This is a genomic window from Photorhabdus machadonis (genome assembly GCF_052657765.1).
Genome location: NZ_CP199761.1, coordinates 627319 through 643512, shown reverse-complemented (window position 1 = coordinate 643512; position 16194 = coordinate 627319). Strand labels below are relative to the sequence as shown.

10 protein-coding genes, 1 tRNA gene and 3 rRNA genes are annotated in these 16194 nt (G+C 47.5%); all 14 read right to left on the bottom strand.

The genetic code is table 11. The features are described from left to right. Nucleotides 1-55: 55 nt before the first annotated feature. The 14 genes from gntU to pepQ all read right to left on the bottom strand — a co-directional run bounded on the left by gntU (nt 56) and on the right by pepQ (nt 16020). Nucleotides 56-1393: a gluconate transporter gene (gene gntU / locus ACUN2T_RS03075; RefSeq protein ID WP_445496192.1), complete on the bottom strand. Its 1338-nt coding sequence runs from the start codon at nt 1391-1393 to the stop codon at nt 56-58. Further along, a complete protein-coding gene (gntK, locus tag ACUN2T_RS03070; protein ID WP_445496191.1) occupies nt 1393-1932 on the bottom strand; it encodes a gluconokinase in 540 nt (179 codons plus the stop codon). The genes gntU and gntK overlap by 1 nt, the downstream gene beginning before the upstream one ends. Before the next feature lie 167 nt (nt 1933-2099). Then, on the bottom strand, nt 2100-3095 hold the full coding sequence (gene gntR, locus ACUN2T_RS03065; RefSeq protein WP_445496190.1) for a gluconate operon transcriptional repressor GntR: 996 nt from the start codon (nt 3093-3095) through the stop codon (nt 2100-2102). Nucleotides 3096-3826: 731 nt separating this feature from the next. Beyond that, nucleotides 3827-5332, bottom strand: coding sequence for an IS66 family transposase (gene tnpC, locus ACUN2T_RS03060; RefSeq protein WP_445496189.1), 1506 nt, complete (start codon nt 5330-5332; stop codon nt 3827-3829). 63 nt (nt 5333-5395) lie between these two features. Continuing rightward, complete coding sequence (tnpB, locus tag ACUN2T_RS03055; RefSeq protein ID WP_214089177.1) at nt 5396-5731, bottom strand: IS66 family insertion sequence element accessory protein TnpB; 336 nt, start codon at nt 5729-5731, stop codon at nt 5396-5398. After that, nucleotides 5725-6027 (bottom strand): IS66 family insertion sequence element accessory protein TnpA, encoded by a 303-nt coding sequence (tnpA, locus tag ACUN2T_RS03050; protein ID WP_445496188.1) that lies wholly within the window; start codon nt 6025-6027, stop codon nt 5725-5727. Before tnpA ends, tnpB begins: the two co-directional genes overlap by 7 nt. A 580-nt stretch (nt 6028-6607) precedes the next feature. Then, nucleotides 6608-6723: ribosomal RNA gene (rrf, locus tag ACUN2T_RS03045) — 5S ribosomal RNA — on the bottom strand. A 121-nt stretch (nt 6724-6844) separates the two neighbouring features. Next, nucleotides 6845-9755 (bottom strand): 23S ribosomal RNA (locus ACUN2T_RS03040). A gap of 190 nt (nt 9756-9945) precedes the next feature. Then, nucleotides 9946-10021 (bottom strand) — tRNA-Glu (locus tag ACUN2T_RS03035). A gap of 82 nt (nt 10022-10103) precedes the next feature. Continuing rightward, nucleotides 10104-11648: ribosomal RNA gene (locus ACUN2T_RS03030) — 16S ribosomal RNA — on the bottom strand. Together the 16S, 23S and 5S rRNA genes with 1 tRNA gene alongside form the textbook arrangement of a ribosomal RNA operon. Nucleotides 11649-12024: 376 nt before the next feature. Beyond that, nucleotides 12025-12561: a menaquinone-dependent protoporphyrinogen IX dehydrogenase gene (gene hemG / locus ACUN2T_RS03025; RefSeq protein ID WP_445496187.1), complete on the bottom strand. Its 537-nt coding sequence runs from the start codon at nt 12559-12561 to the stop codon at nt 12025-12027. A 23-nt stretch (nt 12562-12584) separates the two neighbouring features. Further along, complete coding sequence (gene trkH, locus ACUN2T_RS03020) at nt 12585-14036, bottom strand: Trk system potassium transporter TrkH (RefSeq protein WP_445496186.1); 1452 nt, start codon at nt 14034-14036, stop codon at nt 12585-12587. A 38-nt stretch (nt 14037-14074) separates the two neighbouring features. Continuing rightward, a complete protein-coding gene (locus ACUN2T_RS03015) occupies nt 14075-14686 on the bottom strand; it encodes an IMPACT family protein (protein WP_445496185.1) in 612 nt (203 codons plus the stop codon). Continuing rightward, complete coding sequence (pepQ, locus tag ACUN2T_RS03010) at nt 14686-16020, bottom strand: Xaa-Pro dipeptidase (protein WP_445496183.1); 1335 nt, start codon at nt 16018-16020, stop codon at nt 14686-14688. The genes ACUN2T_RS03015 and pepQ overlap by 1 nt, the downstream gene beginning before the upstream one ends. Nucleotides 16021-16194 lie beyond the last annotated feature (174 nt).

Here is a 16194-nt window from a genome sequence, read left to right as displayed (position 1 = left end):
TTAAAAGCTTCATCTTCTCATCTTGTAACAGCACCTTAAAAACCCAGCAAGGGCATTACATCATGGCAAAGAAAACCATCCCAACCACAGCTCCCGTTATTCCAAGAATAGTTTCCATAATTGACCAGGTTTTCAGTGTTTGAGATTCTGTCGCGCCAGTAAATTTACCGAACAACCAGAAACCGGAATCATTAACATGGCTCAATACCAGAGACCCCCCAGCAATACAGATTGAAAGGGCAGCCAGTTGGGCCCCAGAATATTCCAATACATCGGCAACTGGCAGGATCAAACTAACGGTTGTCAGGCAGGCAACGGTCGCAGACCCTTGCATAACACGTACGGTACCAGCAAGGATAAAACACGCTAATGCAATTGGCAGACCCGCGCCAATCAATGCATTGCCCAACGCAGGGCCAACCCCAGAATCCACCAACACTTGTTTGAATACACCACCGGCCCCGGTAACCAACAAAATAATTCCAGCCGGCTGAATAGCCGAAGAGCAAATATCCATCACTTTTTCTTTACTCATCCCACGACGAATTGCCAGACCATAAATGGCAACCAGGCAAGCAACCAGAATCGCAGAGAATGGGTGACCGATGAATTCAAGCCACAAATACAATTCAGAACCTTGTTCAACAAAACTCTCACCAACAGCTTTTAAACCAACCAAAGCCAAAGGGAGCAAAACCAGCGACAAGCTCAAACCAAAAGATGGCATTTTACCTTGACCAAGACTTGGTTCACTTATATCAGCGGGTAAATCCAAGGTGACATATTGACTGACGAAACTACCAAAGATTGGACCGGCCAGTAACATCCCCGGAATCGCTGCACTGATACCAATCAGGATCATCCAGCCAAAATCAGCATTCATCTGTGAAGCCAACAACATCGGAACTGGGCCGGGTAACAGAAACGCTGCGGCTGCCGCAACACCGGCAAACAAAGGAATAACCAGTTTCACTACGTTACCGCCAGTACGGCGCGCGACTGCAAATGCTACACCAATCAATAAAACAATCGCTACATCAAAAAACAGCGGTAAAGCACAAACCAGACCAGCAATCCCCAATGAATAATGCGCACGGCTTTCACCAAAACTATTTAGTAATTTAATCGCAATCTGATCCAGAGCACCGGTTTCATGCAGCACCTTACCAAACATCGCACCCAGTGCGACAACAATCGCCAGAAAACCTAATGTTCCCCCCATTCCTTCTTGCATTGTTTCGGTAATTTTATCCAATGGCATACCAGAAAAAACACCCGCCCCCATAGAAACCAGTATTAACGCAACAAAAGCGTGTATTCTGGCCTTCATCACCAGAAACAGTAGTAAAAGAACAGAGCCAACTGCTGTCAGCACTAAGGTCAAAGTACTCATTATTTTTCCCCTGAAATGACACTATTAATTATTCTTATTGAGTGATTAATCACTTCATCAAGAGACGATCTAATATCGATCAGATAAACATCCTTTTCATCACTACCCGGTTCTTCTAATGCCTCAAATTGAGATACCAACATTTGAGGTTTAAAGAAATGATCTTTACGTGCTTTCAACCGATTTTCAATTAAATCAAAGTCACCTTTCATATAAAGAAATGACAGATCCTGATTATTATCACGCAACATATCCCGGTAATGCTTTTTTAAAGCAGAACAAACAATCAGGGAAACCGGATTTGTGCGTTGCATGGCAAAAACCGCATCATTTAGTGATTTCAACCAAGGCTTACGATCTTCATCATTCAGTGCATAGCCTTTAGCCATCTTATTAATATTAGATCTTGGGTGTAAAAAATCACCATCTAAAAAAGCGGAGTCCAGTTTATAAGCCACGGCATTGGCAACAACAGATTTACCACTGCCGGATACCCCCATAAGCACAAAAACATGATTCGAATGCTGGGTATCTCTCATATCAACTCCTTAGCGCAGATATTTCACCCACAAAATGTTACCGGTAACTATTATCGGTAACATTATCAGAAGTAGAGGTAAGTTTCGCAACAACACGGAATACTCAAGAAATGAAAATGTGATGTTTATCGCAAATAAATTCAAAAAATGTGGATCCAATCAACCGATTAAATACTTTCTCCTAAGGATAACTGAAAACCGATATCGATCATTTTCTGTGGTAAATGTTCACCTTTCAGCCGTGCCATCAATAATCCAGCAGCCTTCCGTCCCATTAAGTCACGAGGTGTCAACACACTGGCAAGTTTTGGTGTCATCACCTGACCAACATCGTGACCATGAAAACCAGCTATCGCAATATCATGCGGTACAGCTATCCCCTGACGCTGGCACTCAAAAATCGCGCCAATAGCGAGGTCATCATTGGTACAAAACAGACCATCCACATCAGGATACTTTGTTCGCGCTTCATTCAGTAACTGCCCCCCTAAGGTATAAGAAGAGCTGTCAGGTGTCATGACCTTACCTGGCTTTAAACCTACGCTTCTCATTGCAGTCTCATAACCTTCCAGACGAATAATGGTCCTTTCATCCTGCCTTGCGCCAAGATAAATCACCCGCTGACAACCACGCTCAATCATTGCCATTGTCATCTGTCGGGCTGCTTCAAAGTTATCAATACCGACTGCCGTATCGAAACAAGGAGAAACACAGTCCATCAGCTCAACGACGGGGATCCCGGCCGTTTTCAACATCTTCAAGGTTCGCGGTGTGTGAGTACGTTCAGAAAGAATCAAGCCATCAATATTGTAAGAAAGCAGGGAAATTAAACGTTCTTCTTCCTTCTCTGAATGGTAACCATAGTGAGCCAGCATGGTTTGATAACCATTACGATCTGTCACATATTCGATACCACGGATAACTTCCGCAAAAACCTGGTTAGTCAAAGAAGGCAACAAAACACCGATAGCATGACTAGTAGAATTAGAAAGAATATCCGGCACTCGGTTCGGGATATAACCTAATTCATCCAAAGCATCAGCTATTTTCTTTCGCAATGGCTCAGAAACTTGATCGGGGTTACGCAAAAAACGACTTACCGTCATTTTTGTAACGCCAACACGATCAGCCACATCTTGTAAAATAGGACGTTTTTTCTTCATATTTCAATGCAATACAAAATTAGTAAAGTTTAGGATAATAAACACAGTGCTATGACATATTTATACACTATCAGGATACGCTTTTTTCGAATTTAGTCTGGTAGTGGAAGCGTGATCCCGATTTGTTATCTATTCAGACTCTGTAGAACAATTTTCAGTCAATATATAATGTGAAATACAACGATAACATTTATCTACAATTCCAGCAAAAATGTAAAATTTAACAGGCAATGTTTTCTATAGTGTTTGTCGGTTAACCTCAGATAGAATTAAAGTACTAAGCTACTAATTAACTTACTACTACCTGCTATTGAAATTATCTCCCAGAAAAACACCATTACGGGTACTAATACGAGAACGGTAACAACATAAAATGCAAGAGAAATGATACCCCCATTTACCGCAATGCTCATAATCAGTATGCTTTAACTGGCAAATATAATTAAATAGTGACGGATTCCTATTTTCTATGCCTAATTACCGTCATTTACCCGCATTAAAAAGAGTATTCAACCCAAAATATCGGTCAGTACTAATACAACTGTATTTCTAAATACTATTCTAATCAATCATACTATTTTACATAACCATAGTAATGACAAGACTGATTATTCCAGTTTTAGTTGTGATGTAAATGGAAAAATAAGTAATTAATTATCGCCCAGGGCTGATTACAGTGTAATGTTCCGGTGAACTCACCTTGCGTTGTCAGATAACAACAAAATGGGATGTTAACGGAAGGGATTCTCAGGCCAGGGCAGCAGCTCATTCAACCGACTGTTCGGCCAGACAGGCAGCCGACTGAGGACATCACGTAACCAGACCCAGGGCTCATGTCCGTTGGCTTTGGCCGTTTCCAGCAGGCTCATTATCATGGCCGCCCGTTGCCCCGCGGCCAGTGAACCCGCAAAAAGCCAGTTCTTTCGGCCGAGCGCCACACCCCGGACCGCATTCTCCGCCCGGTTGTTGTCTATCGGCACCCGCCCGTCATCCAGATAACACACCAGCGCCGGCCAGCGCTTCAGCGTGTAATCTATCGCTTTGCGTAACCCGGAATTCGGGGCCGTTTGGGCCTGAGTCGTCTGCAACCAGGACCGGAACTCATTCAGCCACGGCCGGGCATAACGCTGTCGCCACTGACGCCGTTTATCCGGCGGCCGGTGTTTGATTTTTCGCTCCAGCTTGTACAGGTCGCGAATGCCATCCAGCGCCTGTTTCGCCACCGGACTTTGGCTCGCTTTGTATTGGTCAAAGAATTTGCGGCGGGCGTGAGCCCGGCAACCCGCTTCGGTGATATCCGCCCGGGCATGCAGCGCGTTGTAACCGGCATAATCATCCGTCACCAACATGCCGCCCGACCAGTCTTTCAGCAGGCTCTGGGCATAACGGCCACTGCGGCCGGGATGCAGCTCATAGTACACCACTGCCGGCGAGGTATCGGGGCCGGTGACATACGTCCACAGATAGGCGCGCTGGGTCTGGCCTTTTCCCGGGGCCAGTATCGGCAACGGGGTCTCATCGGCATGCAGCACCGGGGACGTCAGCAGCGTCTGCTTCAGGGCATCGGCTAACGGTTGCAACGCCACAGCCACCTGCCCCACCCAGTCCGACAGGGTGCTGCGGGCCAGGGTTACACCACTGCGGGCATAGATTTTCTGCTGACGGTAGAGCGGCAGGTGGTCACGATATTTGGCGACCACCACCTGAGCCAGCAACCCCGGCTCTGGAATGCCCTTTTCAATCAGGTGGGCGGGTTGGGCTTTAGCATGCACGCACTGACAGCGCGCGCAGCTGTACTGCGGACAGACATAACGCCGGACGATAAACGTGGCCGGACAGTATTCCAGTCGCTCACTGATTTCATCACGCAAAAAGCGCAGGGCATGACCGCAATCCGGGCAGCTCTCCGTCTCCGGCACCAGCCGGATATCTTCACGGGGTAATGTCGCCGGCAAAGGCTGACGTTTAGGCTGGGCCGGGGGCGCGTTTTCCTTGATATGCAGGCGTGACAGCCGGGTTTCCAGCACCGCGATATCGGTATCGGCATCTTCCTCAAACTGACTGCGTTTGGGACCGGCAGGCAGGGTTTCGCTGTGCGCACCAAAACGCCAGCGTTGCGCCTGTTTCAGGGCGTCTTCCAGCTGGCGAATATAATCACCTTGTTGCTGAAGCAGCGCCAGTGCCCGCAGGCGGAACTGGCCGGGGTCATCCAGCGCGATTAAGTCATTGAGCGTCATGCCGACAGTGTACCGGATAATTCCCCGTCGTTATCCGGTAAAAGTGTGACCGGGGTAGCGGAATTAGCTTCGCCAGCCGGACAGGTCATCTCCCTCGACTTGTTGCCAGTGAATGCCGCGGATGAGCCAGTCAAACTGGGCGGGCGTCATCACCCAGCTGCGCTCGCCCTGCTTCGGCCAGACAAAATGGGCCCGGTGCAGACGGCGGGTACACAGCCAGACGCCGTGTCGGTCCCAGCGCAACACCTTGAGACGGGAGCGGGCCTTGTTGCAGAAAACAAAAGCGGCCTCGTCCTGCCAGCGCAAATTCAGTCCCTCCAGGTGCCGGGTCAGGGCATCAATGCCCCGGCGCATGTCGACGGGCTCTCGCACCAGAAAGAGCTGTTGCGGTTTCAGCATCGGGCCAGTACCCGCATCACGTCAGGCAACAGCGTCAATGGACAGGCGATGGCATAGCCGTCTGGGGTATACAGGGTAACGGTGCGCGCGTCGTCAGGCTGGAGTGAAACTGGCAAGAGGGCGGGCAGTGTCTGGCTGAGAGGTTGGCGTATTTTGTGACTGTCGGCAATCCAGTCGCGAAAAGCGGAAAAACTCAGCTGATGCTGTTCGCAATACTGTTTTCGAGTCAGGTCACTGTGGCGCCATTGGGTCACATGGTGTTGTTTTTGCTCCGGGGTATATCGACTACGGCTCATGGTGTCAGTCTCCAAATGAAGATAGGGAAGCGGTAGCGTGCATGGGCCGGAGAGGAAGAACAAGGTGAGATGACCGGACGTTTACATTACAGTTATATTCATAATGATATAAAGGTGGAATGTTATTAGATGATATAAACATAACGCATACATGATCCCCACTGCATGAGTAAGTCTAACCGCTAACGAAAGAGATGCAGATCAAGAGTTATTACTGTGATAATGGAGAGGTGAAAATTTTTGGTCATTCTAAAACAGATATCCGGGCTCATTATCTGCATATGAGTTAGACTTATGAATATTATGAATATATTGGAAAATTTCCATCATAACGAGCAGAACTTAAAATATCGTGACTCATTTTCTTTTCTATCAGTTTTAAGATACTGTTTAAGTTATTTTTAATGTCTGCTACTGCTATAGCGTATTTTGATTATTCACAAATTGATGAACCAACGGTCTGTTTCTTCAAGAAAATGCACATCGGATGAAGCCGGTCAATAGGCCAGTCTGTCAATAACAGCATCCCCCAAAATGCAAAAACCCCCAGCTTACGCTGAGGGGGTTCGCTTAATGCAAAGCCTGGCAGTTCCCTACTCTCACATGGGGAGACCCCACACTACCATCGGCGCTACGGCGTTTCACTGCTGAGTTCGGCATGGGGTCAGGTGGGACCACCGCGCTATCGCCGCCAGGCAAATTCATTCCATTCCAACCGTGATACCCGCCTTTAACAGCTCGCACCACCATCAGAACCAATCCGGTCAACAAGCTAAAATTCTTTTCGTCTCTCTCACCAAAACACCTTCGGTGTTGTAAGGTTAAGCCGCTCGGTTCATTAGTACTGGTCAGCTCAATGCATCGCTGCACTTACACACCCAGCCTATCCACGTCTTCGTCTTAAACGTTCCTTCCGTGACCTTAAAGTCAAGGGAAGACTCATCTCAAGGCAAGTTTCCCGCTTAGATGCTTTCAGCGGTTATCTCTGCCGCACTTAGCTACCGGGCTATGCCATTGGCATGACAACCCGTACACCAGCGGTGCGTCCACTCCGGTCCTCTCGTACTAGGAGCAGCCCCTTTCAATCTTCCAACGCCCACGGCAGATAGGGACCGAACTGTCTCACGACGTTCTAAACCCAGCTCGCGTACCACTTTAAATGGCGAACAGCCATACCCTTGGGACCGACTTCAGCCCCAGGATGTGATGAGCCGACATCGAGGTGCCAAACACCGCCGTCGATATGAACTCTTGGGCGGTATCAGCCTGTTATCCCCGGAGTACCTTTTATCCGTTGAGCGATGGCCCTTCCATTCAGAACCACCGGATCACTAAGACCTACTTTCGTACCTGCTCGAGCTGTCACTCTCGCAGTCAAGCTGGCTTATGCCTTTGCACTAACCTCACGATGTCCGACCGTGATTAGCCAACCTTCGTGCTCCTCCGTTACGCTTTGGGAGGAGACCGCCCCAGTCAAACTACCCACCAGACACTGTCCCCGTTCCGGATCACGGAACTGGGTGAGAACATCGAACATTCAAGGGTGGTATTTCAAGGATGGCTCCATGCAGACTGGCGTCCACACTTCCTGGCCTCCCACCTATCCTACACATCAAGGCTCCATGTTCAGTGTCAAGCTATAGTAAAGGTTCACGGGGTCTTTCCGTCTTGCCGCGGGTACACTGCATCTTCACAGCGAGTTCAATTTCACTGAGTCTCGGGTGGAGACAGCCTGGCCATCATTACGCCATTCGTGCAGGTCGGAACTTACCCGACAAGGAATTTCGCTACCTTAGGACCGTTATAGTTACGGCCGCCGTTTACTGGGGCTTCTATCAAGAGCGTCGTGCTTACGCGCTAACCCCATCAATTAACCTTCCAGCACCGGGCAGGCGTCACACCGTATACGTCCACTTTCGTGTTTGCACAGTGCTGTGTTTTTAATAAACAGTTGCAGCCAGCTGGTCTCTGCGACTGGCTTCGGCTCCGGATGTTTCTTCCTTCACCTGCTGCCAGCGTGCCTTCTCCCGAAGTTACGGCACCATTTTGCCTAGTTCCTTCACCCGAGTTCTCTCAAGCGCCTGAGTATTCTCTACCTGACCACCTGTGTCGGTTTGGGGTACGATTCAATGTCACCTGATGCTTAGAGGCTTTTCCTGGAAGCCGGGCATCAACCACTTCACCGCCGTAGCGGTTCGTCATCACGCCTCAGTGTTACAGCAGAACGGATTTGCCTGTCCTGCCCACCTGCACGCTTAAACCGGGACAACCGTCGCCCGGATGGCCTAGCCTTCTCCGTCCCCCCTTCGCAGTCACATTCAGTACAGGAATATTAACCTGTTTCCCATCGACTACGCTTTTCAGCCTCGCCTTAGGGGTCGACTCACCCTGCCCCGATTAACGTTGGACAGGAACCCTTGGTCTTCCGGCGAGCGGGTTTTTCACCCGCTTTATCGTTACTTATGTCAGCATTCGCACTTCTGATACCTCCAGCGCGCTTCACAGCACACCTTCGACGGCTTACAGAACGCTCCCCTACCCAACGACACCTTAGTGTCGCTGCCGCAGCTTCGGTGCATGGTTTAGCCCCGTTACATCTTCCGCGCAGGCCGACTCGACCAGTGAGCTATTACGCTTTCTTTAAATGATGGCTGCTTCTAAGCCAACATCCTGGCTGTCTGAGCCTTCCCACCTCGTTTCCCACTTAACCATGACTTTGGGACCTTAGCTGGCGGTCTGGGTTGTTTCCCTCTTCACGACGGACGTTAGCACCCGCCGTGTGTCTCCCGTGATACCATTCTTCGGTATTCGCAGTTTGCATCGGGTTGGTAAGCCGGGATGGCCCCCTAGCCGAAACAGTGCTCTACCCCCGAAGATGAATTCACGAGGCGCTACCTAAATAGCTTTCGGGGAGAACCAGCTATCTCCCGGTTTGATTGGCCTTTCACCCCCAGCCACAAGTCATCCGCTAATTTTTCAACATTAGTCGGTTCGGTCCTCCAGTTAGTGTTACCCAACCTTCAACCTGCCCATGGCTAGATCACCGGGTTTCGGGTCTATACCCTGCAACTCATGCGCCCAGTTAAGACTCGGTTTCCCTGCGGCTCCCCTAAACGGTTAACCTTGCTACAGAATATAAGTCGCTGACCCATTATACAAAAGGTACGCAGTCACCCCCATAAATGAAGGCTCCCACTGCTTGTACGTACACGGTTTCAGGTTCTGTTTCACTCCCCTCGCCGGGGTTCTTTTCGCCTTTCCCTCACGGTACTGGTTCACTATCGGTCAGTCAGGAGTATTTAGCCTTGGAGGATGGTCCCCCCATATTCAGACAGGATACCACGTGTCCCGCCCTACTCGTTGAGCTCACAGTGAAGAGGGTTTAGTGTACGGGACTTTCACCCTTTACTGTGCGACTTTCCAGACGCTTCCACTCACCCCTTCACTGATGCAGACTCTGGGCTGCTCCCCGTTCGCTCGCCGCTACTGGGGGAATCTCGGTTGATTTCTTTTCCTCGGGGTACTGAGATGTTTCAGTTCCCCCGGTTCGCCTCGCTTGACTATGAATTCATCAAGCGATAGTGCAACGGATTGCACTGGGTTTCCCCATTCGGACATCGCCGGTTATTACGCTTCATATCAGCTTACCGACGCTTTTCGCAGATTAGCACGTCCTTCATCGCCTCTGACTGCCTAGGCATCCACCGTGTACGCTTAGTCGCTTAACCTCACAACCCGAAACTGTCTCGGCTTGCGGATTGTTGAGAGACTCATCAATAACCCCTCGGGGAGGTTATTGACTGTATTCAATTTTCAGCTTGTTCCAGATTGTTAAAGAGCTTTTATCGGTAAGCCGACTTCATCACAAATCCGCTTAACGATAACACGACAACGGCTTTCACCCGTCATCACCGCAAGTGGCGTCCCCTAGGGGATTCGAACCCCTGTTACCGCCGTGAAAGGGCGGTGTCCTAGGCCTCTAGACGAAGGGGACACAATGGCCGGCTTCGCAGACGCGTCTTGCTCTACTTTTATCAGACAATCTGTGTGAGCACTGCACTCAACTGCATCTCAGGTAAGGAGGTGATCCAACCGCAGGTTCCCCTACGGTTACCTTGTTACGACTTCACCCCAGTCATGAATCACAAAGTGGTCAGCGCCCTCCCTTAGGTTAAGCTACCGACTTCTTTTGCAACCCACTCCCATGGTGTGACGGGCGGTGTGTACAAGGCCCGGGAACGTATTCACCGTAGCATTCTGATCTACGATTACTAGCGATTCCGACTTCATGGAGTCGAGTTGCAGACTCCAATCCGGACTACGACAGACTTTATGTGTTCCGCTCACTCTCGCAAGCTCGCTTCACTTTGTATCCGCCATTGTAGCACGTGTGTAGCCCTACTCGTAAGGGCCATGATGACTTGACGTCATCCCCACCTTCCTCCGGTTTATCACCGGCAGTCTCCTTTGAGTTCCCGCCATCACGCGCTGGCAACAAAGGATAAGGGTTGCGCTCGTTGCGGGACTTAACCCAACATTTCACAACACGAGCTGACGACAGCCATGCAGCACCTGTCTCTCAGTTCCCTAAGGCACTTCGCTGTCTCCAGCAAATTCTGAGGATGTCAAGAGTAGGTAAGGTTCTTCGCGTTGCATCGAATTAAACCACATGCTCCACCGCTTGTGCGGGCCCCCGTCAATTCATTTGAGTTTTAACCTTGCGGCCGTACTCCCCAGGCGGTCGATTTAACGCGTTAGCTCCGGAAGCCACTCCTCTAGGGAACAACCTCCAAATCGACATCGTTTACAGCGTGGACTACCAGGGTATCTAATCCTGTTTGCTCCCCACGCTTTCGCACCTGAGCGTCAGTCTTCGTCCAGGGGGCCGCCTTCGCCACCGGTATTCCTCCACATCTCTACGCATTTCACCGCTACACATGGAATTCTACCCCCCTCTACGAGACTCCAGTCAACCAGTCTTAGATGCCGTTCCCAGGTTAAGCCCGGGGATTTCACATCTAACTTAATTGACCGCCTGCGTGCGCTTTACGCCCAGTCATTCCGATTAACGCTTGCACCCTCCGTATTACCGCGGCTGCTGGCACGGAGTTAGCCGGTGCTTCTTCTGCGGGTAACGTCAAAATACAACCCTGTTCAGGTTATACCCTTCCTCCCCGCTGAAAGTACTTTACAACCCGAAGGCCTTCTTCATACACGCGGCATGGCTGCATCAGGCTTGCGCCCATTGTGCAATATTCCCCACTGCTGCCTCCCGTAGGAGTCTGGGCCGTGTCTCAGTCCCAGTGTGGCTGGTCATCCTCTCAGACCAGCTAGGGATCGTCGCCTCGGTAGGCCATTACCCTACCGACTAGCTAATCCCATCTGGGTTCATCCGTGGGCGTGAGGCCTTTTCAGGTCCCCCACTTTGGTCTCGCGACATTATGCGGTATTAGCCACCGTTTCCAGTGGTTATCCCCCGCCCTCGGGCAGATCCCCAGACATTACTCACCCGTCCGCCGCTCGTCAGCGAAAGTGCACGCACTTTCCTGTTACCGCCCGACTTGCATGTGTTAGGCCTGCCGCCAGCGTTCAATCTGAGCCATGATCAAACTCTTCTATTAAAAGCTTGATGCTCAAAGAAACTGACTGTTCATTCGTAATGAATTCACTGTTGTTCACTCTTCAAGACTTTAAAACGTATTTTTTTGTGATACGGTCTTGTGAGTGCCCACACAGATTGTCTGATTAATTGTTAAAGAGCAGGCTGAAATAAAAATTGATATTCTCGTTCAGCCGGGCTGCGTATATTACGCTTTTCGCCCGCAGAGTCAAGCGCTTATTCACTTTACTCTGCCTGGCCTCACACGTTTTGTCAGCGTTGTGTCGGTCAGTGGTGGCGCATTATAGGGAGTTCTTCGGCGCTGGCAAGCGTTTATTTAAAAAAAACTGTCATTCGCGTTTTTTTTCAACTAAACACTGAAAAAAAGAACAAATCAGTTATTTTTTACTCACTATTCCAAGGAAATCATCAGCAAAATGATCGACTTGCTGCCAGTCAGTATATTCAATTTCTTTCGTTGTATCAGTTTCCCCACCTGTCATCTTCATGATCAGTTTAACCATTACACGATCAAGCCAGCGATAACGAGGATAAAGTAACGCACCAGCAAAAACACCACACATATCTGGCTGCCAAGGGGTATTAAGCAGAAATTTACGAACATACACATTCGTTTCAGGTGTACGTTTCTCGGGTTTCCTTGCTGTCAGATTCACACCAAAAAATGCAGTTGGCATTTTATTAAGCTGTTGTTGATGACGAATAGCAAATTTTTTCAGTGTTGAACTAAAATGACCATATCTGATTGAAGCTCCAATCATAACTTTATCATAAGATTTCAAATCGATTGTTTCTGCTATTGCCAAATCTCTGAGATCACATATCTGTCCTACTCTGCGTAGATTCTCAGCAATGCGGGTAATAATTTTCTTAGTCTGCCCATCCCGGCTGGAGTAAAGCAATAAGCAGTTCATAGCTACATCCTTCTTCCAATAGATTATTCACGCCAGAAGGTCGGAGTAAATAAAACTAACAAAGTAAATACTTCCAAACGACCAAACAACATCGTTATAACTAATATCCACTTAGCCGTAGGGTTCATTGCAGTGAAGTTATCAGCAACAACACCCAACCCAGGCCCTAGATTATTCAGTGTAGCGGCTATCGCAGAAAAAGCAGAAAGTTCATCTACACCAGTAGCGATAAGTAATAACAAACTGATGATAAATACCAAAGCGTAAGCAGAGAAGAATCCCCAAACAGCTTCAATAATACGTTCAGGTAATGCTCTTCGCCCTAATTTTAGGGTGTAAACCGCATTCGGATGAACCAACCGCTTCAACTCACGAGAACCTTGGAGGAATAGCAATAAGATACGAATGACTTTCAGTCCCCCCCCCGTCGAACCCGCACAACCGCCGATAAAAGCAGAACACAACAACAGTATTGGCAAAAATGATGGCCAACGGGCAAAGCTATCTGTACTGAACCCAGCCGTTGTCGCCATTGAAACAACCTGGAAAAAAGCTTGATTCAGTGTCTCCATCCCCGATGTATAAACAGCATAGTGCCATAAGATAAAAGTACAGATAATCACCAGTGCTAATTGAATAGAGATGAACATACGGAATTCTGGGTCCCGCCAGTACACTGTCAAACTGCGTCCCGTTAACACCGCGAAGTGCAGACCAAAATTACAACCAGAAATCAGCAGAAAAATCGCAATGATAGTATTTATTACTGGGCTATTAAAATAACCAATACTGGCATCATGCGTAGAAAATCCACCAATTGCAATGGTTGAAAAGCTGTGGGAAATAGCATCAAAAACTGACATACCTGCCGCCCATAACGCCAGAGCACAGGCAATTGTCAGTAACATATAAATCAACCACAAAGTTTTTGCTGTTTCAGCAATTCGTGGACGCATTTTATTATCTTTCAAAGGCCCTGGCATTTCAGCCCGATAAAGCTGCATTCCTCCGACCCCAAGTAGAGGCAGTATTGCAACAGCCAGCACAATAATCCCCATCCCCCCCAACCATTGCAACATCTGCCGATAGAAGAGAATTGCTTTAGGCAAGGTGTCAAGCCCAATAAGTGTTGTAGCACCCGTTGTTGTTAAACCAGAGAAAGATTCAAAGAATGCATCTGTAATAGAAAGATTTGGCTGCTCAGAAAAGATGAAAGGTAAAGCCCCGACACTACCCAGTACCGTCCAAAACAAAACAACGATAAGAAACCCTTCCCGAGGCTTTAATTCATGTTTTTGTTCCCGGTTTGGTATCCAAAGCATTAAACCGATAACTAAAGCAAAAATAAATGTCTGACTAAATGCACGCCCAGCGCCATCACGATAGATTAGTGCTACCAACCCTGGAATAATCATGGTAACAGAGAAAAGAATGACAAGCAGCCCAACAATACGGGTTATGGCACGAAAATGCATTCAGCTGGTTCCTTAAAAATCCAGTTAATAGAGAAAATTTACAGATCAGGTGTTAAATACAGTACACCACGACTCAGATCACGTAATTTATCACCGACTTCACCCACCAGGGTAGCTGGAAGTGAAATTCGCAGAGTAACACTCTCTGCATATTCACTGGCAATAATCTGCCCCTCTGATTTCTGTAATAACTGTTCAATCATAGAGATATGGGCATATTCACACTGCAAGGAGCAGATTTTCTGTGGAACCTTATATTTTGTTTCCAGTAATTTCAGCGCCTGTTGAACACTATTTCCATATGCCCTTACTAATCCACCGGTACCTAATTTTATTCCGCCAAAATAACGGACAACAACTGCGGTTATTTCACCGATATTATTTCCCATAAGCTGGGATAGCATCGGCTTACCTGCGGTCCCAGAAGGCTCTCCATCATCAGAAAAACCCAATTGTTGTGAATCATCCGGAGCACCAGCAACAAACGCCCAGCAATGATGCCGGGCATCAGGGTATTGAGCTTTGATTTGCTGGATAAATGCCTTAGCTTCATCTACCCCACAGGTATGCTCCAGCAGGGTAATAAAGCGACTTTTTTTAATCTCTTCAGTCAAACTCACTGGAGCCGTGGGTATCAAATAAGGCTTCATTATGGCAGTTGCAGATCCCTAGTCATGTTTTCCACCTTATTTTCATGGATAACAATATTGTCTTCGATACGAATACCACCGAATGGTTTAAGCATCCCAATTTTATTCCAGTCAAAATGCTTACTGAGCTCACTTTCACGCCAAGGTGCAAGCAACGATTCAATGAAATAAAGGCCCGGCTCGATAGTTAGCACCATACGGGGCTCTAAAATACGGGTACAACGCAGATATGGATATATGGCCGGAGCTGCTAAATGTGTACCTGTATCATCCTGCATAAACCCTGCCGCATCATGGACCTGCAATCCAAGAGGATGACCAATACCATGTGGAAAGAATGGCGTTGTCAGCCCTTTTTCAACTATAGTTTCTTCACTGATATCTTTCACGATACCGTATTTTTTCAGCAACTTAGCAATCCTATGATGCATCTGAATATGATATTCGGTGTAGCAAACTCCTGCTTTAATCGTACTGATTAGCGCTTTTTGTTCAGCATTCATATCTTTAATCAGAGCAGCAAATTCGTTATTACTTTTTGCTGAATAAGTACGGGTGATATCTGCTGCATAGCCATTATATTCAGCGCCAGCATCAATTAGGAAACTACGCACTTCTGAAGGTGCATTGTGCTGCAATACGGCGTAATGCAAAACAGCCGCATTTTCATTTATAGCAATAATATTGTCATAAGGCACATCTGTATCACGATGACCTGTTGCCATCAGATAAGATATATTAATATCAAATTCACTCATTCCAGCCTGAAATGCCTCATAAGCTGCCAGATGCCCGACAACAGCCGTTTTTTGCGCTTCACGCATACAGACCAGTTCATAGTCTGTTTTATATGAACGATAGAAATGCAAATAATCCAGAACAGCTTTCGGATTGATATTATGCTCAGAAAAACCAATTTCTTTTGCTCTTGGTTGTGAACAACCAATATAAGCAACATTCTGTTTCACATAAGTACTTAACTCTGAATTGATATCTCCGGTATTTGCCAGATGAATCATTTCAACTTCTTTAGTCCAGTAGCTGGTTGGCAACGGTTCTACACTGTGCCAATAATCTATCGGTGAATAAAACCATAATTTAGGCTTATTAATACCATCTACCCATAACCAACAATTAGGTACTTTCGTTACGGGTACCCAAGCTTTGAAGTGAGCACTAACTTTAAAAGGATAGTCTCTGTCATCCAAGAAAATACGCTGTAATTCACCGGAGTGAATAAGCAGAGCATCCAATTGATTACGGGCCAGTACTTCGCGGGTACGTTGTTGCAATGTAGAGATATGTTCGTGGTACAGAGATGCCAACTTTTCCATTTCAATTGACCTTTTTTTATTTTATGGCTGAACCATTAGCTTATCACAGCCATTGATATTTGCAGGTATCACGCAAAAATCATCCCAATTTATCGGATCCTGCTAACTCCTTATTTATAAAAATATAAAAACAATTACCGTCAATGAGATACAAATCTTACTTGTGATCACCCT

Bases quoted from the DNA above. Each gene is read 5' to 3' on its own strand.
- gntU (WP_445496192.1), bottom strand. From the start codon at position 1,393: ATGAGTACTTTGACCTTAGTGCTGACAGCAGTTGGCTCTGTTCTTTTA.
- gntK (WP_445496191.1), bottom strand. From the start codon at position 1,932: ATGAGAGATACCCAGCATTCGAATCATGTTTTTGTGCTTATGGGGGTA.
- gntR (WP_445496190.1), bottom strand. From the start codon at position 3,095: ATGAAGAAAAAACGTCCTATTTTACAAGATGTGGCTGATCGTGTTGGC.
- tnpC (WP_445496189.1), bottom strand. From the start codon at position 5,332: ATGACGCTCAATGACTTAATCGCGCTGGATGACCCCGGCCAGTTCCGC.
- tnpB (WP_214089177.1), bottom strand. From the start codon at position 5,731: ATGCTGAAACCGCAACAGCTCTTTCTGGTGCGAGAGCCCGTCGACATG.
- tnpA (WP_445496188.1), bottom strand. From the start codon at position 6,027: ATGAGCCGTAGTCGATATACCCCGGAGCAAAAACAACACCATGTGACC.
- hemG (WP_445496187.1), bottom strand. From the start codon at position 12,561: ATGAACTGCTTATTGCTTTACTCCAGCCGGGATGGGCAGACTAAGAAA.
- trkH (WP_445496186.1), bottom strand. From the start codon at position 14,036: ATGCATTTTCGTGCCATAACCCGTATTGTTGGGCTGCTTGTCATTCTT.
- ACUN2T_RS03015 (WP_445496185.1), bottom strand. From the start codon at position 14,686: ATGAAGCCTTATTTGATACCCACGGCTCCAGTGAGTTTGACTGAAGAG.
- pepQ (WP_445496183.1), bottom strand. From the start codon at position 16,020: ATGGAAAAGTTGGCATCTCTGTACCACGAACATATCTCTACATTGCAA.